The sequence below is a fragment of the Paenarthrobacter nitroguajacolicus genome, from assembly GCF_007786235.1.
Lineage (GTDB): Bacteria > Actinomycetota > Actinomycetes > Actinomycetales > Micrococcaceae > Arthrobacter > Arthrobacter nitroguajacolicus_A.
Genome location: NZ_VNFK01000009.1, coordinates 128,444 through 147,306, shown reverse-complemented (window position 1 = coordinate 147,306; position 18,863 = coordinate 128,444). Strand labels below are relative to the sequence as shown.

16 protein-coding genes are annotated in these 18,863 nt (G+C 61.2%); 12 read left to right on the top strand and 4 right to left on the bottom strand.

What is annotated here, in order from left to right:
* Positions 1-123: 123 nt before the first annotated feature.
* Entirely contained in the window at positions 124-1,233 is a 1,110-nt protein-coding gene (locus FQP90_RS13310) for an AAA family ATPase (RefSeq protein WP_244296763.1), read from the bottom strand.
* Positions 1,234-1,721: 488 nt separating this feature from the next.
* Here FQP90_RS13310 and FQP90_RS13305 point away from each other — a divergent pair, with 488 nt between their 5' ends.
* From FQP90_RS13305 to solA, 11 genes are all read left to right on the top strand, one after another.
* Positions 1,722-3,209: an NAD-dependent succinate-semialdehyde dehydrogenase gene (locus FQP90_RS13305; RefSeq protein ID WP_144651223.1), complete on the top strand. Its 1,488-nt coding sequence runs from the start codon at positions 1,722-1,724 to the stop codon at positions 3,207-3,209.
* 395 nt (positions 3,210-3,604) lie between these two features.
* Positions 3,605-4,291 (top strand): haloacid dehalogenase type II, encoded by a 687-nt coding sequence (locus FQP90_RS13300; RefSeq protein WP_144651221.1) that lies wholly within the window; start codon positions 3,605-3,607, stop codon positions 4,289-4,291.
* A 42-nt stretch (positions 4,292-4,333) separates the two neighbouring features.
* Positions 4,334-4,822: a RidA family protein gene (locus tag FQP90_RS13295; protein ID WP_144651219.1), complete on the top strand. Its 489-nt coding sequence runs from the start codon at positions 4,334-4,336 to the stop codon at positions 4,820-4,822.
* A 113-nt stretch (positions 4,823-4,935) separates the two neighbouring features.
* On the top strand, positions 4,936-6,042 hold the full coding sequence (locus FQP90_RS13290; protein ID WP_144651217.1) for an alanine racemase: 1,107 nt from the start codon (positions 4,936-4,938) through the stop codon (positions 6,040-6,042).
* A 50-nt stretch (positions 6,043-6,092) separates the two neighbouring features.
* Positions 6,093-6,827 carry an SDR family NAD(P)-dependent oxidoreductase gene (locus FQP90_RS13285; protein ID WP_144651215.1) on the top strand — a complete coding sequence of 245 codons (735 nt, stop codon included), beginning with the start codon at positions 6,093-6,095 and terminating at the stop codon, positions 6,825-6,827.
* A gap of 30 nt (positions 6,828-6,857) precedes the next feature.
* The gene (locus tag FQP90_RS13280; protein ID WP_208760005.1) at positions 6,858-8,264 is read left to right on the top strand and encodes an NAD(P)/FAD-dependent oxidoreductase; all 1,407 of its coding nucleotides are present in this window, start codon (positions 6,858-6,860) and stop codon (positions 8,262-8,264) included.
* Positions 8,265-8,382: 118 nt separating this feature from the next.
* On the top strand, positions 8,383-9,045 hold the full coding sequence (locus FQP90_RS13275; protein ID WP_144651213.1) for a GntR family transcriptional regulator: 663 nt from the start codon (positions 8,383-8,385) through the stop codon (positions 9,043-9,045).
* Between the two features lie 678 nt (positions 9,046-9,723).
* The gene (locus FQP90_RS13270; protein ID WP_144651211.1) at positions 9,724-10,647 is read left to right on the top strand and encodes an ABC transporter substrate-binding protein; all 924 of its coding nucleotides are present in this window, start codon (positions 9,724-9,726) and stop codon (positions 10,645-10,647) included.
* A 44-nt stretch (positions 10,648-10,691) separates the two neighbouring features.
* The gene (locus tag FQP90_RS13265) at positions 10,692-11,588 is read left to right on the top strand and encodes an amino acid ABC transporter permease (protein ID WP_144651209.1); all 897 of its coding nucleotides are present in this window, start codon (positions 10,692-10,694) and stop codon (positions 11,586-11,588) included.
* The gene (locus FQP90_RS13260) at positions 11,585-12,352 is read left to right on the top strand and encodes an amino acid ABC transporter ATP-binding protein (RefSeq protein WP_144651207.1); all 768 of its coding nucleotides are present in this window, start codon (positions 11,585-11,587) and stop codon (positions 12,350-12,352) included. The genes FQP90_RS13265 and FQP90_RS13260 overlap by 4 nt, the downstream gene beginning before the upstream one ends.
* Positions 12,353-12,354: 2 nt before the next feature.
* Complete coding sequence (gene solA / locus FQP90_RS13255) at positions 12,355-13,482, top strand: N-methyl-L-tryptophan oxidase (protein WP_144651205.1); 1,128 nt, start codon at positions 12,355-12,357, stop codon at positions 13,480-13,482.
* A 512-nt stretch (positions 13,483-13,994) separates the two neighbouring features.
* Here the strand turns inward: solA and FQP90_RS13250 are convergent.
* Positions 13,995-14,384 carry a heavy metal-responsive transcriptional regulator gene (locus tag FQP90_RS13250; RefSeq protein ID WP_031216440.1) on the bottom strand — a complete coding sequence of 130 codons (390 nt, stop codon included), beginning with the start codon at positions 14,382-14,384 and terminating at the stop codon, positions 13,995-13,997.
* A gap of 172 nt (positions 14,385-14,556) precedes the next feature.
* Here FQP90_RS13250 and merA point away from each other — a divergent pair, with 172 nt between their 5' ends.
* Complete coding sequence (gene merA, locus FQP90_RS13245) at positions 14,557-15,999, top strand: mercury(II) reductase (RefSeq protein WP_011691634.1); 1,443 nt, start codon at positions 14,557-14,559, stop codon at positions 15,997-15,999.
* A 52-nt stretch (positions 16,000-16,051) separates the two neighbouring features.
* On the opposite strand, the gene istB is transcribed toward merA, so the two are convergent.
* Both istB and istA read right to left on the bottom strand, forming a co-directional pair.
* Positions 16,052-16,867 carry an IS21-like element helper ATPase IstB gene (gene istB / locus FQP90_RS13240; protein ID WP_011691635.1) on the bottom strand — a complete coding sequence of 272 codons (816 nt, stop codon included), beginning with the start codon at positions 16,865-16,867 and terminating at the stop codon, positions 16,052-16,054.
* Complete coding sequence (istA, locus tag FQP90_RS13235) at positions 16,864-18,540, bottom strand: IS21 family transposase (protein ID WP_011691636.1); 1,677 nt, start codon at positions 18,538-18,540, stop codon at positions 16,864-16,866. Before istA ends, istB begins: the two co-directional genes overlap by 4 nt.
* Positions 18,541-18,863 lie beyond the last annotated feature (323 nt).

Genomic DNA, 18,863 nt, shown 5'->3' with positions numbered 1-18,863 from the left:
TCATGCCCCTTGTCCTGTCATACTATCCGCTTGAGATAGCCTCCGTTGTGCGGCCCCGCGTCATGTTCGGGGTGAGTGTACTGGGGGAACCCACACAGCACCCTTAGCAGGGCTAAGGATGCGTCAGGAGTCGGGGTTCTTGCGTAGGTATTCTCTGAGGCCGGGAATGGCGTAGTCGACTTTGCCGTGTTCGGTTGATTCGATGAGGCCGGCGTCGAGGAGGCGGTTTCTGTATTTCGCAATGAGGGTTGGTCGGGATCCTGTGCGGCGGATGATGTCAGCCGTCGCTGAGGGTCCGTCATCGATGGACATGGCGTGGAGGAATTCACGGTCCTTGGCTGAGGCCGCCGCGAGGGCTGCTTCGATGACGACGCGTTCGTTTCGTCGGATACCGGCAGTGATGGCTCTGTCGACTGCGTCGCGGGAGAGTTGTCCGTTGTTTTTCTCGGCTTCTCGCCAGAGGAAGTAGCCGATGAGTTGGATCAGGAACGGGTAGCCGCCTGTGGCAGTTGCTGCCTCACTAACCAGCTCAGGCCGGATGTTGATGTTAGCGGCGGCGAACGTGTCGGTGTACGACTTCTCGACGTCGCGGACGGCAGCGGCGTGCAGATCAATCTTGTCTGCCCTGCGAAGGAACGTCGCAACACCTTCGTTCAGGAGGTCCGATACTGCTGAGGGCAGTCCCGCGAAAATCAACGCGATGGGCAGGCGGTCCTGGATGAAGTGTTGTACATTGGCGGCCAGTTGAGCGAGTTCAGCGCGGTCAGCGGCGTGGATCTCATCTACCGTGATCAGCAGCCCCGTGCCACGTTCGTCAAGGAGGGTCAGCAGGGTTTCTCCCAGTTCACGCCAGTCGACCTGGCGTTCGGGTGTCAGCTGCGAGGTGATGCTGAAGCCGGCAATCGACAACCCAGTGATCCGGCGGCGGGATTCGGGATTGTCGGCCAGTTCGTGGGTCAACCGGCGCATCTTCTCCCCAATACGGCCCATGAACGTACCGGTGGCAGTCTCGGCGATGACAGCCCACCCGTGTTCGCGGGCGACGGCGTGGGCTGCCCCGAGCATGACCGTTTTGCCGATGCCCCGGGCGCCAGTGAAGATGGATAGCAATCCCGGCGCGCCCGAGCCAAGATCCAACCCGTACTCGAACTCGTCCAGAAGCCCGGAACGGCCGATGACTTCGGGCGGCGTGGCCCCGGCCGTGGGTCTGAAGGGGTTCTCGGTCGTCGGCACGCGGCACTCTCCAGGCTCAGGTGAATCTAGGTGAATTTGGTGAATTTGGATATCGGGGTGAATTTGGTGAACAACCCACATGCTAGCTCACCGTGGTTGATCCCAGACCTTGAGCGCCGCTGGAGAGATTCAAATGTCTTTCGCGTCACGATCTGTTATCCGGGACCAACGGCATGGGGCGCTGAGATGAAGCATTGACAGTGTCACAACCTCGACCTTAACATCGACATTGTCACACAATTTGTCGACAATCGACGCGATTCCAGGAGCGGCGGGCTTGACTAACTCAGCGTCACTCTTCATGTCACCTTCAGTTAGCCGGCCTCTGGGGGCGACTATCGGAATCGCGAAGGTGGAGGGTGCAATGCTCCTAGGCGCAGACGTCCCGCACCTAACCACATCCACGCTCCGCCCCTCGATCACCGGCGTCCAGGACTCGCTCTCCTTGTCACCGCCATCGAACAAGCCTGAACCGAAAGAGAGAACCGATGACCACCAACGTTCACGTTGCGTCCCCGCTGATTGCGCCGGACGCGGAAAGTATCAGGCACGCAGATACAGTCATCCAGTCGATAAACCTGCCCGAGCAGGGCATTGCTGTCCAAGACCCTGCCACAGCCGAGACCATAGCCCACGTCCCCGACGCTGATGTCGAGGCTGCACTTGAAGCTGTTGGGAAGGCCGACTCGGCGGGAACCGACTGGGCCGGCAGCAGCCTTCGTCAGCGAGCTGACGTGCTCCACGCCTGGTATGACAAGCTCATTGCCCACAGCGAAGACCTGGCACACCTCATTTCACGCGAAATGGGCAAGCCCCTGGCTGAGGCCCGCGGAGAGGTCAAGTACGGTACCGACTTCGTTCGCTGGTACGCCGAAGAGGCGGTGCGCCCGGCAGGGAACTTCCGGGACACCCCTGACGGAGGCGCTAGCCTGCTGACCCGCCGATCCCCCGTGGGTCTGGCGGTTCTGATCACGCCTTGGAACTTTCCCTTGGCCATGGCCACCCGGAAAATCGCGCCGGCATTGGCGGCAGGATGCCCGGTGGTCATCAAGCCCGCGACCCTCACTCCCCTGACGACCTACTTTGCCGTCCAGCTCGCTATCGAAGCAGGTGTGCCCGAAGACCTAATTCAGGTCATCACTACCTCCAAGTCCGGGGCCTTCAGCGAAGCCGTCCTGCTCGACCCCAGGGTCCGGAAGGTTTCATTTACTGGGTCGACGCCGGTTGGACGCCAGCTCCTGAAGCTTGCCTCGCAGAATGTACTCCGCAGCTCCATGGAACTTGGCGGCAATGCACCTCTCATTGTCTTCAATGACGCTGATCTTCAGCGCGCTGTGGAAGGTACCTTCGCCGCGAAGCTGCGCAACGGCGGGCAGTCCTGCATTGGGGCCAATCGCATTTACGTCCAGGACGGTATAGCTGATGACTTCGCCGTGGCGCTCACCGAACGCTTCGCGCAAATTGCCATCGGAAGCGGCCTTGGACAGCAGACGGGGCTCGGTGCCCTGATCGATGACCGCGCTGTAGCCCAGATGCAGGCATACACGGACAATGCCGTAGGCCTGGGCGCCAGCCTGTTGACAGGCGGCCACGGATACGACTCGAGAGGTAACTTCTTCGCCCCAACAGTGCTGGACCACGTCGCCGCAGACTCCGACGTTGCCCGGTCCGAGATCTTCGGTCCTATCGCCGCGATCCAACGGTTCAGCACCGAAGACGAAGCGCTCACCCGAGCCAACGCAACAGAATTCGGCCTCGCCGGATACGTCTTCACCGAAAACATCGACCGCGCCCTTAACGTCGCAGACCGATTGGAAACGGGAATCGTGGGAATCAACCAAGGCGTGCCGTCCAACGCCGGCGCTCCTTTCGGAGGTATCAAGCAGTCCGGGCTCGGACGCGAAGGCAGTGCCGAAGGCCTTGAGGAATACGAGAATATCCGCTTCTACAACGTAGCCCGCCGCACCACATCCTGATCTCCGCCCGTTTCGCTGAATATCGCCAGCAAAAGGTACCGGCCCCAGCTGCGCAGCTGAGACCAGGACCGCCAAAACCCCGACCTGACGTCCGTTCCAATGACTGCGTGGCCATGACGTGCAGCAGCGGAACTCGGGCAACACCGCGGCGAGGGACGATTGGTACGGGCGGGCCCACGTGACACTCCCATGTCTTGGACATTTGGGAGCCTGATCTAGTGCGCACAAGCGACCAAGCATAGGCCGAAATGGCCTGAAGACCGTTGACAATCAACTGCAACACTAGTATTGTCGACAATCGACGGGACGCATGGCATTGCAATTACACCCGGAAAATCTAGAACAAAACACCTGCTCGTCGACAATCGACAAGCATTGAAAAGCTGGAGGAAGTCGTGGTATTCGAAAACAAGCCAAAGTTCGTGACGTTCGACATGAACGGAACGCTCATCAAATTTGCGATCAACGACACGATGCGGGACGTCCTGGGCGAGCGGTTGCCGGCTGAGGTCGCTGATGAATATCTGCGAATCTGCAAGGCGTACCGGATCGACGAGTGCACTGGCGAGTACAAGCCTTTCCATCAGATCGTTGCCGACTCCATGGCACGCGCTTCACGCAAGGTAGGCATCGAGTTCCGGCCCGAGGATGCCCGTGAGGTCTACGACCGGATCCCCACGTGGGGTCCTTACCCTGGCGTCACCGAGGCGTTGAACCGCTTGGCTGAGGCAGTCCCGCTGGTCATCATCACCAACAGCGACACCGCGGTCGCCGAGCGCCTTGCGGCTAACCTCAAGGCACCGTTCGAGGTCATCATTACCGCCGAGCAGATGGGCATGTACAAGCCGCGGCTCGGTGCTTTCGAGTACATGTTCGACAAGCTTGGGGTCACCCCGGACGAGATCGTGCACGTCTCTGCCAGCCCGATGTATGACCACCGTTCGGCAGCGATTATGGGCATCGAGAATAAGGTCTACGTTGACCGCGGTTTCGAGCACGACGAGCACTGGCTCAACTACGAGCGGATTACGGACATCGCCGATCTGCCGGTCCTGTTCGGCCTGCCGCGTTCGGATTCCTAGAAAGCGGAGCGAAGTGGTGATTCACGGTGAGGTGGCAGCATCATGAGCGTTCCATTGGCTCAAACAGTCCAAGGCGGGACTGCTTTGGAAAGGTTGGCCAACCTTGGGCTGGAGCTGCCCGTCCTGTCTGCCAACGCCTACTATGTGGACCACAACAAAGTTGGGGACAGCATCCACATTTCCGGCCAACTGCCCTTCAAGGACGGCGTGCTGCTGGGTCAGGGGGTTGTCGGCCGGGATGTCGAGTTGGGGGCGGCGAGGGAACTCGCACGTCATGCCGCACTGAATTGTCTTGCGGCCGCTGTCCAGGCCTTGGGAGACCTTGACGCTGTCCGGGTGGTGCAGATGCTGGTGTTCGTAGCCAGCGCACCGGACTTCGGTTTGCAGTCAAAGGTTGCCGAAGGGGCCAGCGAATTGCTCATCGAGGTTCTCGGTGAGAACGGACGACACTCCCGCACCGCAATCGGAGTCGCTGGGCTACCGCTCAATACCCCTGTCGAGATCCAGATGGTCTGTACCGCCGCTTCTTAGGACCGACATTGTTGTTCGGGACCCGCCCACCTGGGTCCCGAACAACACATCACTTCGAGGACATCAGCACCATCAGCCTCGAACTTTCACACACAGATACATGAGGAGTAAGCGTGAACCGGCTTCAACGGGCACTGGACACTCTCGTCGCCAAGGTTGACACCCCCGCACCCATCGTGTTGGTCGATGTGATGCAGGACAACATTGATCGCATGCAGGCCTTCGCCACTGAGCGGAACCTCGACGTCAGGCCGCACGTCAAGACACACAAGTGCGTTGAAATTGGCCGCCGCCAGGTGAAGGCCGGTGCGGTCGGAATCACCGCAGGCAATGTGGGAGAGGCCGAGGTGTTTGCCGCAGCCGGCTTCGATGACATCTTCATCGCCTACCCGATCTGGCCTTCAGGGACCAAAGGCGTGCGAATCCGAAAGCTTGCCGTCACCACCCGGCTACGGGTCGGCGTCGACAATTTTGCGGCAATCGATGCCATTGCTGACGCGATGGGCTCTGAAGCCGGACGGCTGGAAGTCGTGATCGAAGTCGACTGCGGTGCCCGCCGTTCCGGCGCACCGCCCGAGGCAGCAGGCGACCTCGCGGTTGCCGCCCGCAGGAAGGGCCTGGTTCCGGTGGGCGTCTTCACGTACCCGGGCCACGGCAGTTCCGGCCGGGAGGCCCGCAAGCGTGCCGCGATGGACCAGGAAGCTGCGCTCATCGCTGCCGTGCGCAGCTTCAAGGCCGTAGGCATGATGGCTGATGTGGTCAGCGCGGGATCCACACCCACCATTGAGTACGCAACCAGCAGCATCATCACCGAGATCCGTCCCGGCGAATACGTTTTCAACGATCTCAACAACACCAGACTTGGTGCCTGCACAGAGGATCAAATCGCATTGTTCGTCGCCGGCACGGTAGTCAGCGATTGGGTTCCCGACCAGGTCATCCTCGACGTCGGCACCAAAGCACTCAGCCGGGAAGGGAATGCCGAGATCGGTTACGGTGCCGTGGCTGGCACTCAGGCCGTCCTGTCCAAACTCAACGAGTACCACGGCTTCCTCCCACTGCCCGCGGGCGATTTCACTCCGGGCATCGGCGCCGTGCTTCCGATCGTGCCCAACCACGTCTGCCCGGTAGTCATCAACTTTGAAGAGCTGATCGTCACCGACAGCACCGGCAGTACCTTGGAGCGCTGGAAAGTGGACGCCCGTGGATTCCTCAGCTGATCCATCACCAGCACTTCACCACGCATCTACATCACAACGGAGTGACCCACATGAGACTTGATAAGACCACGGCCGTGGTAACCGGAGCCAGCAGCGGAATCGGAGAGGCAGTGAGCTCGCATTTCCGCCGTGAAGGCGCGCGTCTGCTGCTGACCGGCCGCAGGGAACAACTCAACAGCGCCCAAGCCGAGGACCTGTACTTCCCCGGCGACCTCAACGACGAAGCGTTCGTCGAAAGCCTGGCCCGCCAGGCTGCAGAGTCCTTCGGCACTGTGGATGTGGTTGTCCTCAACCACGGCCTGCAGGTCAGCGGTCCCTTGACAGAGATGAGCTACGAGGACGCGAGGAACGTGCTCCACAGCAACCTGCTCAGCTCATTCCTGATGATGAAACACTTCGCCCCTTTGATGCCGGCAGCCGGAGGTTCGTTCGTGCTGGTGGGCTCACGGCTCGGGATGGTGGGCAAGCCCGATGAAGTCCTCTATTCCGCAGCCAAGGGGGGCCTGATCATGCTGGCCAAGGGCGCAGCCATCGAGTGGGCCTCACGGAACATCCGTGTCAACGTCGTCGCTCCCGGGCTGACCGTGACCCCTGTCATCGAGGCATCGTTCCAGCGCAGGGACGACCCGGAAGCGTACCGCCGGGAGCGTGAAGGCCAGATCCCGCTCCAACGCCTCGCCACCCCCGAAGAGATCGCAGACGCCATTCTCTTCATGGCGTCCCAGGAATCCTCCTACATCACCGGAGCAGTTCTCCCCGTTGACGGCGGATACACCGCCTTCTGATCACCGATTCCACCCAAAGAAGGATCAACAATGACAACCGTCGCGGCAGCACCCCGAAACGGAGACCTCGGCTTCTGGATGGCCGGACTCGAAAACAAACGGCCCGCCTACCCTCACTTCGCAGGAGACCAGTCCGTAGACCTGGCTGTTGTCGGGGGCGGATACACCGGACTATGGGCAGCGTACTTCGCCAAGAAGCTCGAGCCCTCCCTCAAGATCGCCGTCTTTGAAGCCGAGCAGATCGGCTACGGCGCTTCCGGCCGGAACGGCGGCTGGCTCTCAGCAATGCCCGCAGGAAACCGTGCCAGGTTCGCTCGCGCATCCAGGGGAGGCATCGAAGCCAGCCGCGCCCTGCAGCAGGAGTTCGTCGCCGGCGTCGACGCCGTCCTGGAGATCCTGCGCGCCGAAGGCATCGACGCCGATCAGCACAAGAGCGGCGCGCTGGTCGCAGCCCACACGGAGGCCGGGCTTGGCCGGCTGGTCGCCCGACGTGACGCCGACTGGAAGTACGGTTTGACCGAAGACGATGTCTATCTGATCGGCCGTGAAGACTTCCAGAAAGAAATCAACATCTCCACCGTCCACGGCGGTCTGGTGTACAAGCACTGCGCCCGACTTAGCCCAGCAAAACTTGTCTACGGACTCGCCGAAACCCTCACCTCCATGGGGGTGAGCATCTACGAGGGCAGCCGGGTCGGCAGCATCGATGGCAACACCCTCACCCTCGAAAGCGGGCGGGTTGCTGCGGCAAAGACGTTTATCTGCACCGAGGGCTATTCCGGACCACTGCTTGGCAGCAGGAGCCTGATACCCATCAACTCCTCCATGATCGTCACCACGCCGTTGCCGGAAGAGGCCTGGCAGCAGATCGGCTGGAACGGCCCGCAATGCCTCAGCGACTCCGCGCACACCTTCATCTATTCGCAACGAACAGCTGACGGGCGCATCGCCATCGGCGGCCGGGGCAAACCTTACCGCTACGGCTCCGGGACGGGCGGCACAGGCTCAACCCCCCAGTCCACGGTTGATCTGCTGTCCACCAAACTCCGCTCGTTCTTCCCGGGCATCGACTTCGACGTGGATCACGCCTGGTCCGGGGTTCTGGGCGTTACCCGCGACTGGAACGGCGGCGTCCAGTGGGACCATGCATCCGGGGTCGGGTCATCCACCGGGTATGCCGGCCACGGCGTGACCGCGGCGTACCTGGGCGGCAGGACGTTGGTAGAACTGGCCTTCGAACAGAAGACCGAACGCACTTCCCTTCCCTGGGTTGGGTACCGCGCACCGAAGTGGGAGCCCGAGCCTATTCGCTGGCTGGGGGTCCACAGCATGTACAGCCTCTTTGGCTTTGCAGACAGGTGGGAAGAGCGCCGGAATTCCACCAAGACATCACTGCTGGCCAAATTCGGCAGCAGGCTCGCTGGACTTCACGAATAAGCACGTCGCAAGGCCTCTTCCGGCTACGTCTTCAACGCGCCGGAAGAGGGCATGCTTATTTCAGACCCTAGGAAGCCAATAGCCGGTATAATCGACAATCGACACGAGGGGCGATCTGATGGACAGAAAGTTTATCTGGCAGGAGCAGCGGACGACGACGCCGGAGGGTGTGTACCGTGTGTTGCGGACAGCCATCCTGGATGGAACTGTCCCTCCGGGAGAACAGCTCCGAGAAACGCACATTGCTGCCGATCTGGGAATCAGCCGCTCCCCGCTTCGAGAGGCCCTTACCCGACTTGAAGAGGAGGGACTCGTCGTAAAGATCCCTTTCAAGGGGTCATTTGTTGTTGAGGTGAGCGCTCGCGACGTCGCCGAAATCGCGGCGCTTCGAATGCTTGTTGAGCCTTACGCCGCCGAACTTTCCGCCGCAACGCTGCGTGGTCCCGAGCGGCCTCGATTGAAGCAGACCATCGAGGAACTTTACCGCGCCACGGACACCAACGATATCCCCGCAAGCATCGACGCTCACGTGCGTTTTCACAGGCTGTTCTACGAATTCTCGGGAAACGCAGCATTGCAAGGTCTTTGGAGCGGATGGGAGAACAAACTCCGGCTTTACTTCGCGGCGGACCATCCGACGTACAGCGACCTCCATGAAATCGCCGTGGAGCACGAAAGATTGGCCGAACATGCTCTAGCGGGCGACATCGACGCCTTCCGCCGGGAGATGGAAAGCCAGTTCCACAACGCGCTCAGTGGAGAAGAACCCAAGGGACCGTAGATACGCCCCTGGGGTACAGCGGGATACAGGTTTGCCACACAAGTCGATCATGACCGCCTCCGTCCGGAGGACCGGGTCACATCAATGGAGCCGTGGCGTCTCCCGCAGCAATTGCTCCTCTACAAGCAACCTCTGCTGTTCCACTACGTCAAGACAGCACATACCGCCATCAGATCCCGGTCCGTGCCTTCTTCCTGACGATCATCTCAGCACCACTAGGGGCGGCCGGAATTCCATCCCTTGCCGTAAGCAGAGGATGGGCCTCGGGTGAGCCATTCGGCTCAACCGAAGGAGCTACTGGTAGGGGTTGTAGTCGCCGAGGACCAGGCGAATGGGCTGGCGGTTTTATAGTCCTGGACTCTTGAGGGAAACCCTTCAGGTAACACTCCAAAAACAAAATAGCATTATCGTCAACAGTTGAACAGTAGGCCAATTTACCTTCATTTTCTCATGTTCAACTGTTGACAATTGAACAGGCTTCGTGTTCCATTTTTAATGGAGGTTGGTGAGATCCAGCTCACACGACGCCCTGCAAGACGAGACGGACACAGCACGCATATCTGCGTTTTTCTTCATCAAGAAACGTCTCGTTCATCGGCAATGACGTTCTGAACAGATTCTGAATACCTCATCGCACCAGCGGACTAACCCGACTGGAGCCATTGGAAGGGAAGCATTATGAAGACCATCAATAAAGTGCAGACAGCAGCTGCAGGGATCGCCGTTCTGCTGGCTTTAAGTGCCTGTGGCGGCGCGGCCACCAGCATGACGACAACTGATGCAGCCAAGACTGCCAACACCACCGACATTTCCGAGGGTGTCCAGCCTGACTCGGCTGCCATGGCACTGTTGCCGCAGTCGTTCAAGGACAAGGGTGAACTCACGGTCGCCATGGATCTGCACTACCCGCCCACGACGTTCCTTGCGGAGGACAACAGCACCCCGATCGGACTCAACCCGGATATCGCCAGGCTCATTGCAAAGAAGCTTGACCTGAAGCTGAAGTTCGTGGACACGAAGTTCGACACCATCATCCCGGGCCTGGACGGAGGGAGGTTCGATTTCACTGCCACCACCATGTCCAAGACCGAAGAACGCCTCAAGGTCCTCGATATGATCGACTACTTCAAGGCCGGCACGTCCGTGGTGGCGGCCGCAGGCAACCCGCTCAACCTCACCGTAGAAACCCTGTGCGGGAAGAACATCGCAGTCACCCAGGGATCAACGGGCCAGCTCAAGCGCCTCCCGGCTTTGAGCGAGCAGACTTGCACATCAAAGGGACAGCCAGCCATCAATGCCGTGACTTTGCCCAACGTCCAGGACGCACTGACCCAGCTGCACTCCAAGCGCATCGACGGCATCCTGTACGACACGACCTCTCTCGGGTGGGCTGAGAAGCAGCAGCCAGGCTCCTTCACGATGCTCGGCAGGGTCAATGTCGGTTCCAGCGACCTGACGGCCATTGGCCTGAAGAAGGGATCGCCGCTGGTTCCGGCCTTCCAAGCAGCAGTTCAGTCTGTCCTTGCGACCCCGGAGTACAAGGAGTCCCTCGAGACCTGGGGGCTGGAGTCCGGAGCCATTACCGACGCCAAACTGAACTAGAGCGGTCGCAAATGAAGCAAGTGACTATTGAAAGAAGCAAAGTGATGAGCGGGTTGGATTCGGCGTTGAAGCCGCGGTTGAAGCGGCGCAGCACGTTTGAGTACGTTTCCTGGGTGGTCTGCATCCTGGTCGGTATCGGCATCCTGAGTTCGGTCGCGACGAACCCGAACTTCAAATGGGATGTCGTGGCGAAGTACTTCACCCATGAGTCCATCCTGCGCGGGCTGATGCTCACCATCTTCCTGACCGTGGCCAGCATGGCCCTGGGTACCCTCCTGGGACTGGGACTGGCCATCATGAGGGCCTCGACCATCAAACCCATCGCAGCCCTGGCCGGTGTCTACATCACGATCTTCCGCGGCACCCCGGTCCTGGTCCAGCTGATCTTCTGGTTCAACCTCTCGGCCCTGTACCCGAACCTGAGCATCGGCATCCCGTTCACAGACATTGGCACCGCGATCGACACCAACGCCCTGATGGGTCCGATCACCGCAGCTCTGGTGGGCTTGACCCTGAACGAAGCGGCCTACATGGCCGAAATCATCCGCGGTGGATTCTCCTCAGTCGGCAAAGGCCAAATCGAAGCCGCCGACTCCCTGGGCATGAGCGGGGCCATGAAAATGCGCAAAGTCATCATCCCCCAAGCCATGCCCTCGATCATCCCCGCCACCGGCAACCAGGTCATCGGCATGTTCAAAGGCACCTCGCTGGTCTCCGTCCTGGGCGTAGCCGAACTGCTCCAAAGCGCCCAACTGATCTACGCCCGCACCTACGAGACCATCCCGCTGCTCATCGTCGCCAGCCTCTGGTACTTGGTGATGACCATGCTGCTGAGCTACCCGCAATCCAAGCTCGAGCAAAAGTACTCACACACCTCCGTCCGGGTCCCCCGCAGAGCCCGCAAAGTCACCCTCACCGCACCCGAAGGGATAGCACGATGAACGCTGACGGGACCATCCACGCCCATAAAATCAGGAAGTCCTTCGGACCCAAAACAGTTCTCAAAGACGTCGACCTCACCATCGCCAGCGGCGAAATCTGCTGCATCATCGGGCCTTCCGGATCCGGCAAATCCACCCTTCTGCGCTGCATCAATGGACTTGAAACCGTCGATTCCGGCATACTGAAAGTCAACGGCGACGACTTCGGCTACTACGAAACCGACACCGCCTACCATGCCCTCCCACCCAAACAACTGGCTCTGCAGCGCACCCGCGTTGGCATGGTGTTCCAGTCCTTCAACCTCTTCCCCAACATGACCGCCCGCGAGAACGTCATGGCCGGACCGGTCCTGGTCAAGCGTGCCGACAAGAAACAATCCGCCAAGCAAGCCCAGGAACTGCTCACCAGCGTCGGACTCGGCGCTTTCGGGGACCGTTACCCGGCCGAACTCTCCGGCGGGCAACAACAACGCGTCGCCATCGCCCGATCTCTGGCCATGAACCCCGAGATCATCCTCTTCGACGAACCCACCTCCGCCCTGGACCCCGAAAAAGTCGGCGAAGTCCTCAACGTCATGCAAGACCTCGCCAGAAAAGGCATGACCATGGTGGTCGTCACCCACGAAATGGGCTTCGCCCGCGAAGTAGCCGACTCCCTGATCTTCATGGACGAAGGCAACGTAGTAGAACGCGGCGACGCCCGCGAAGTCCTCACCAACCCCAAAGAACCCCGCACCCAAGCCTTCCTTAAGCAGGTGCTCTAACCATGGATGGAAAACTCGCAGTCATCGGCCTGGGCAGCATCGGCAGCATGGCCCTCTGGCAAGCTTCCCGGCTCTCCGACTCCGTGGTGGGGTTCGAAGCACACTCCCCCGCCCATGCACGCAGCGCCGTCGGAGGAGACACCCGGCTGTTCAGCATGGTCTACCGCGGCAACCCTGCCTACTACCCCATCAGGAAACGCTCCCGCGAACTATGGGCACAACTCGAAGCCGAGACGGGCCAGAGCATTCTGACCCGCTGCGGCGGACTTTCGATCGGCAAAAAGGACGGGGCCTATGTCTCGGGCGTTCTCGAAACGGCTCGTATTAACGGAGCCGAACACCAAATTCTCAGCCGCGAGGAGATGGCAGAACGCTACCCCCAACACAACCTCCGGCCCGAGGACATCGCCGTCTATGACCCCAATGCCGGCGCCCTCCGAACCGACCGGGCCGTCACCACAGCCATAGCCGCAGCCAAAGCCAACGGCGCAACAGTCCACAGCAACACCGCTATCAACAGCCTCACCGAAACCGAGGAAGGGGTCGTCATTGCCTCTGGTGGGCAGTCCTGGACCTTCGAAAACGTCATTGTCGCCTCCGGCGGGTGGTCCCGGGAACTCTTACCCGAGTACCTGAAGAGCGCAACGGAAACCAAGCGCATCATACTGACCTGGTTCGTCGCCCGCGACGGTGCAGAATTTTCCCCGGAGCGCTTCCCGATCTTCACCCGGATGTACGAGGACCGCTCCATGTACGGCGCGCCAGCAGTCGACGGCGTGACCGTTAAGGCAACCCTGGACGGCCGAGGCCGGCCAACCCCCGACGCGGGAAGCGTGCCCCGGGAACTCACCCCCGCGGAGATCGTCGAGACCACCGAAACGGTCGCGGAGTTCTTCCCCGGCCTTTACCCGAACATCGTCCGCTCCGATGCGTTCCCGGACCTTTATACCAAGGACCACGCCCCGCTTTTAGGCTGGATTAATGAGGGCAGCCGGATCTACTGTGCTTCCGGCTTCTCCGGAAGCGGGTTCAAGAACGCCACCGGATACGGTGAAATCGCCGCTGAAGAGGCCCTCGGAAAACGTTCCTTCCAGGGCCTTGACTTCATCCGGCCCGAACGGTTCAAATAGCGCACGTCCACCAGAGTACTTCCATCCGATCATGGAATGCTGTGTTTGGGGCGGCCCGGCCCAAGGAGGCCGGGCCGCCCCAAACACTTCGGCGGACTGCTCCTCCGAGCCCACGACTTCCTCCCTTGCCCCCAGTGGGCACACGCATCTGTGGCCCTGGGTTGCGAGGCAGGGTGCTGTTCGGGCCAAGCTGGTGAGTTTCGCCGCGATCCAGCGCATGACCTCAGGAGTCGGCGCTGAAAGGTCTGTAGGTTTCTCGAACCAGAACTGTAGTTACCGCTAGGTGTTTTCCTTCGTGCTGCGTTTCAAGTGCGGCAAGTGATTGTGTCAACGTGATCGGAGCCCACTAGGACGGCCCGAACGGTACCCACCCGTCGGACGTCCGGGGATGATGTTGTGAGGGTGTCTAGGGGTTCTTGGCGTGGTTTCTGGGTCTGTGAAAACACTGCCGCGGGTTGGGACGATACCCGGGGTCCCGGTTGTTGGAAGCTGGCGTCTGGCGGAGTAGTGCGTCAGAGGTAGCTGCAGATTTGTTCGGGATCGCAGCTTGCGTCGGTCCCGGACGCGGCAGTGGCGTGAAGGCCGGCGACGATGGATCGCAGCGCCATTAGTTCAGAAATCTGGTGGTCCAGTTCGGCCAGCTGGTTGGAGAGAAGGTCTTGGACGTGGGCGCAGGGGGCTTCTCCGGCGTCACGGAGGCTAAGAATTTCGCGTATTTGGGTCAGGGCGAGGCCTGCGGCCCGTCCGCGGCGGATGAATTCGAGCCTGGCCACGGAGTCGTCATGGTAGTCCCGGTAGCCGTTAGAGGATCTTTTCGCTGCCGGGAGAAGCCCGCTGTCCTCGTAGAAACGCAGCGTCTTGGTTGTCATCCCTGCCGCTGCCGCGGCCTCACCGATACGCATCATGAACTCATTTCTTAGCAGGCGGCCAGGACGGCGATTCCTTGACATTCCAGTGTAGGGGAAGGTTGAGAATGGGATGCAGAGCTGGTCTTCGGTTGAAGGCTGCACATGGCGGTCGGTTGAGCAACAGGTGTGCTGGCGGCTGCTTCCCTTCCATCTTCAGGAGTCCCTCGTGTCGGCAGCATCTTTCGATTATGACCTGGCCATTATCGGTTCCGGCGGGGCTGCTTTCGCTGCGGCCATCCGGGCAACCAGCCGTGGCAAGCGGGTGTTGATGGTGGAGCGCAGCACTGTGGGAGGCACGTGCGTGAACACGGGCTGCATCCCGTCCAAGGCCCTGCTGGCCGCCGCGGAAGCCCGCCATGTCGCCCTCGATGCTTCCGGACGGTTCCCCGGTATCAGCACCTCCGCAGAGCCGGTGGATATGCCCGAACTGGTCGCCGGGAAGCGCTCACTGGTCGAATCCATGCGGTCAGAGAAGTATGTGGATCTCGCCGCGGGCTATGGATGGAACCTGCAGCGGGGGACGGCGGTGTTCGCCGGAACCGCAGCCGCACCGGTTTTGAACATCACCGCCCCGGGCGGAACCACCGAGACAGTCAGCGCGGAACACTACCTGGTCGCGACCGGCTCCACCCCCTGGATCCCTGAAGTGCCGGGAATGGACGAGGTGGATTATCTGACGTCCACGAGTGCGATGGAGCTGCAGGACGTTCCCGCTTCGATGCTGGTGGTGGGCGGCGGGTATGTGGCGCTGGAGCAGGCGCAGCTTTTCGCCCGGCTCGGCACGGAGGTGACCATCCTGGTCCGGTCCAAGCTCGCCTCGGCCGAAGAGCCTGAAGCCGGGCATGCCCTCGCCGGTGTCTTCGCCGATGAGGGCATCCGGGTCGTCCGTCGAGCGACAGCGTCCTCGGTCCGGACCGATGAGGTGTCGGGGGACGTGGTCGTGGATGCTTCCGTCTCAGGAGGAAACGAGGAATTCAGGGCCGCGCGCCTGCTCATGGCAACAGGCCGGCGCCCGGTCACGGAGGATTTGAACCTTTGCATGGTCGGCGTTGAAACCGGGGACCGCGGGGAAGTCCTGGTCGACGGGAGCCTTCGCAGTACTAATCCGAGGATCTGGGCCGCGGGTGATGTGACGGGTCACCCGGAGTTCGTTTATGTCGCCGCCGCGCACGGGGCCCTGATGGTGGAGAACGCCTTTGAGGGTGCCGGGCGTGAGGTCGATTACCGGCACCTGCCCCGGGTCACGTTTACCAGCCCTGCCCTGGCCGCTGTCGGGATGACGGACAAGGAAGCGAACCAGGCAGGGATCCGGTGCATGTGCCGGGTTCTGCCGCTCAAATTTATCCCTCGCGCGCTGGTGAACCGTGATACCCGCGGCTTCATCAAGATCGTTGCCGACGCGGACACGGGTCGGATTGTAGGGATCACTGTCGTGGGTAAGGACGCCGGGGACATCGCCGCCGCAGGGATTTACATTCTGGAGGCCGGGATGACCGTTGATCAGGTCGCGAATCTCTGGAGCCCCTATCTGACCATGGCCGAAGGCATCAAGATAGCAGCCCAGTCCTTCACTACTGACGTCTCCAAACTGTCCTGTTGCGCGGCATGAAGTGGTCAACGACAACCTATGTGTTCGTGGGGCGGGCGGCCGCGGCTACCTTTTAGTGCGCGTTCCTTGTCAGGCTGTGGGCGAGGCGGTAGGAATCGGTGCCGGTTTCGATGATGGTGCCGTTGAACGTCAGCCGGTCAACGATCGCGGCGCAGAGGCGCGGGTCGGTGAATGTCTTGGTCCAGCCGGAGAACGACTCGTTGGAAGCGATGGCGATGGAGTTCTTCTCTTCGCGTTCGGTGAGGACCTGGAAGAGGAGTTCGGCGCCGCGCCGGTCCAGTTCCATATAGCCGAGCTCGTCAATGCAGAGCAGGTCCACTCGGCCGTATCTGGCGATGGTCTTGGCGAGGACTTTGTCGTCGGCGGCTTCGACGAGTTCGTTCACGAGCCGGGTGGCCAAAGTGTATTTGACCCGGTATCCCTTCTCCGCCGCGGCGGTGCCCAGCCCGATAAGCAGGTGGGATTTGCCGGTTCCGGAGTCCCCGATCAGGCATAGCGGTGCACCTTTTCGAATCCATTCGCCGGTAGCGAGGGTATGGATGGTAGCGGGGTTGATGTTCGTGTTCGCGTCGAAATCGAAATCACCGAGCCATTTATCCCGGGGAAAGTTCGCGGCTTTGACGCGTCGGATTGAGGAGCGACGGTCCCGGTCATCGCATTCGGCCAGCAGCAGCTCGGCCAGGAAGCCTTGGTAAGAGAGTTGTTCCTTCCCCGCGACGGTCAGAGCTTCGTCCAGAACCGCCCGGATGGTGGGCAGGCGCAATCGGCGGCATGCTTGGTCCACGGCCGCGACCGCGGCCTGCTCAGTCAGACCGCGGCGCCGTCGCAGGGTTGGGGTGATGGTGGTGGCCGGTGCGGTGGGGCTCATGAGATGTTTTCCTTCGACGCGGTTCCTGCGGAGTGTTCGGTGCGTTTGGCCAGCAGCTCGTCATAGGCGCTGATCGCCGGGAGCGGCCGCTTGTCTGGAGGGAGCCCGGCGATGACCGCCGCCGGGTCCATCAGCCGGCGCTGGGTCAGGCTGACAACTCGTTGCACTTTCGCTTCAGCATGAGCACCGCGATGACGGTCAGGACGGGACCCACCAGCAGGGATGCTGGAGGCATGTCGGCGGCCTTCAACCGCCACGACGTCGGCACTGACGGCACCTACTCCAAGGGCTGCGGTGATCCCTGCCTCGATGTCTTCGGCTTCCATCGATCGGTGCAGCAGCAGGACGTCAATCAGTTCACGGGTCCCCGCGGCATCACCGTTGACCCTGCGCGAGGCAGACCAGAAGGCGTCATGGGCGCTGGTGAAAGCACCCGACTCCCGCGCCCTGGCCAAAGCAGTGGAACCAGGCAAAGCGCCGGGCTTGGTCTTGAGGACCTCCAGATAATGGTCCAACTGGACCGACTGCCCGCCCTTGGCAATAATCCGCTGGTGCCGGGCCGCCACCGCGCGGCCGTCGAACACCACAACTTCGGATGCCCGCAATGAAACCCGGACCCGCCGACCGATGAACCGTGCTGGCACCGAGTACTTCACCATCCGCACGGTAATCATTGAGGACCGGTCCACTCTCGGGTTCAACACCAGACCGGGATCGAACTCGTCGGCCGGCAACGGTGCCAGGAACGGGCGCTCGGCGGCGAAGTCCTGGCCGATAGTGCGGATCCTGCCATCAATCCGCCGCTGATCGTCTTGAACCTCCCGGCTCCGGATCCAGTCGTTGAGCTCATCAAGGGACCTCGCCACGGGCATCGGGGTCAGCCGGTTGCGGCGGAACCAGCCCACCTCGCCCTCGACCCCGCCTTTCTCGTGAGCGCCGGCAAGACCTGGCTGGCAATAAAAGGCATCAAATCCATAGAACGAGCGAAACAACACCCACCGGTCATTCTCCAGGCGGTTCCGCCCCTGACCGAACACCACGGCCCTGACGGCACTGGTGAGGTTGTCATAGCGGATATGTTTGACCGGCACGCCGCCGATCTCGTTGAACGCCTCGACGTGGCCTTCCAGAAACGCTTCCTGGGCCTGGGTGGGGTAAATCCGGTGGATGGCTTTGCCGGAGTGAGAAAGCCGGAAGATGAACATGTGGCATTTCGTCTTTACCCCGTCCAGCACGATCCAGACTTCACCGAAGTCCACTTCCGCTTCCGCGCCCGGGGCGTGCTCCTGAGGAACAAATACCTCAACCCGGCGGCCGGCCTCCACATCGATCTGCGCCCGGCGGACCCGAACGTAGTCACGCACCGTCGAATACGACAACTCGTCCGCTCCATGCTCCTCGATGAGCCGGGCAAGAATCCTCCGGGCAGTGTGACGCTGCTTCCTCGGCGCCGTCGTGTCCTCGACGAGCATGGCGTCGATCGTCGGTTTATAAGGATCAAGCCGCGGCGAGGACCGTACAGGAGTTTTACGCTCTGGCGGGACCGGGGAACTTAACGCCTTACGCACGGTTTTCCGCGCCACCTGGTGCCTGCGGGCAAGCTCCCGGATTGACGCGCCCTCCACCCGGGCATCCCTCCGAATCTGCGCGAACAACTCCACTCTTGACCCCATCCCGGCCCTCCCGTCGTCGATCCAACACTGGATGGATCAACGTTCACAGGTGGGTACCATTCAAGCCGTCATTAGGTTCGGCATGTCCGGCTGGTGGGTACCGTTCGGGCCGTCCTAGTGGGCTCCGATCAGACTGTCATACTCAGCAAGGGTGTTCGCGTGGACGGCCAGGTGCGTTCCAATGTCCCACTGGTCAAACGCTGCAGAGAATTAGGGAGGACTCCCATTTTTCGGATCTCCCGAGGTCATCTCCTGCCCGACAATCGTTATTAATTAGGGTAGGCTATCCTAATTAATCCCCATTTAGTCCCCTCCCCTTCGGG

Coding starts and splice junctions, on each gene's coding strand:
- FQP90_RS13265 (WP_144651209.1), top strand. CDS start 10,692: ATGAGCGGGTTGGATTCGGCGTTGAAGCCGCGGTTGAAGCGGCGCAGC.
- FQP90_RS13270 (WP_144651211.1), top strand. CDS start 9,724: ATGAAGACCATCAATAAAGTGCAGACAGCAGCTGCAGGGATCGCCGTT.
- FQP90_RS13285 (WP_144651215.1), top strand. CDS start 6,093: ATGAGACTTGATAAGACCACGGCCGTGGTAACCGGAGCCAGCAGCGGA.
- solA (WP_144651205.1), top strand. CDS start 12,355: ATGGATGGAAAACTCGCAGTCATCGGCCTGGGCAGCATCGGCAGCATG.
- FQP90_RS13305 (WP_144651223.1), top strand. CDS start 1,722: ATGACCACCAACGTTCACGTTGCGTCCCCGCTGATTGCGCCGGACGCG.
- FQP90_RS13275 (WP_144651213.1), top strand. CDS start 8,383: ATGGACAGAAAGTTTATCTGGCAGGAGCAGCGGACGACGACGCCGGAG.
- FQP90_RS13250 (WP_031216440.1), bottom strand. CDS start 14,384: ATGCGTATCGGTGAGGCCGCGGCAGCGGCAGGGATGACAACCAAGACG.
- FQP90_RS13260 (WP_144651207.1), top strand. CDS start 11,585: ATGAACGCTGACGGGACCATCCACGCCCATAAAATCAGGAAGTCCTTC.
- FQP90_RS13280 (WP_208760005.1), top strand. CDS start 6,858: ATGACAACCGTCGCGGCAGCACCCCGAAACGGAGACCTCGGCTTCTGG.
- FQP90_RS13295 (WP_144651219.1), top strand. CDS start 4,334: ATGAGCGTTCCATTGGCTCAAACAGTCCAAGGCGGGACTGCTTTGGAA.
- istB (WP_011691635.1), bottom strand. CDS start 16,867: ATGAGCCCCACCGCACCGGCCACCACCATCACCCCAACCCTGCGACGG.
- istA (WP_011691636.1), bottom strand. CDS start 18,540: ATGGGGTCAAGAGTGGAGTTGTTCGCGCAGATTCGGAGGGATGCCCGG.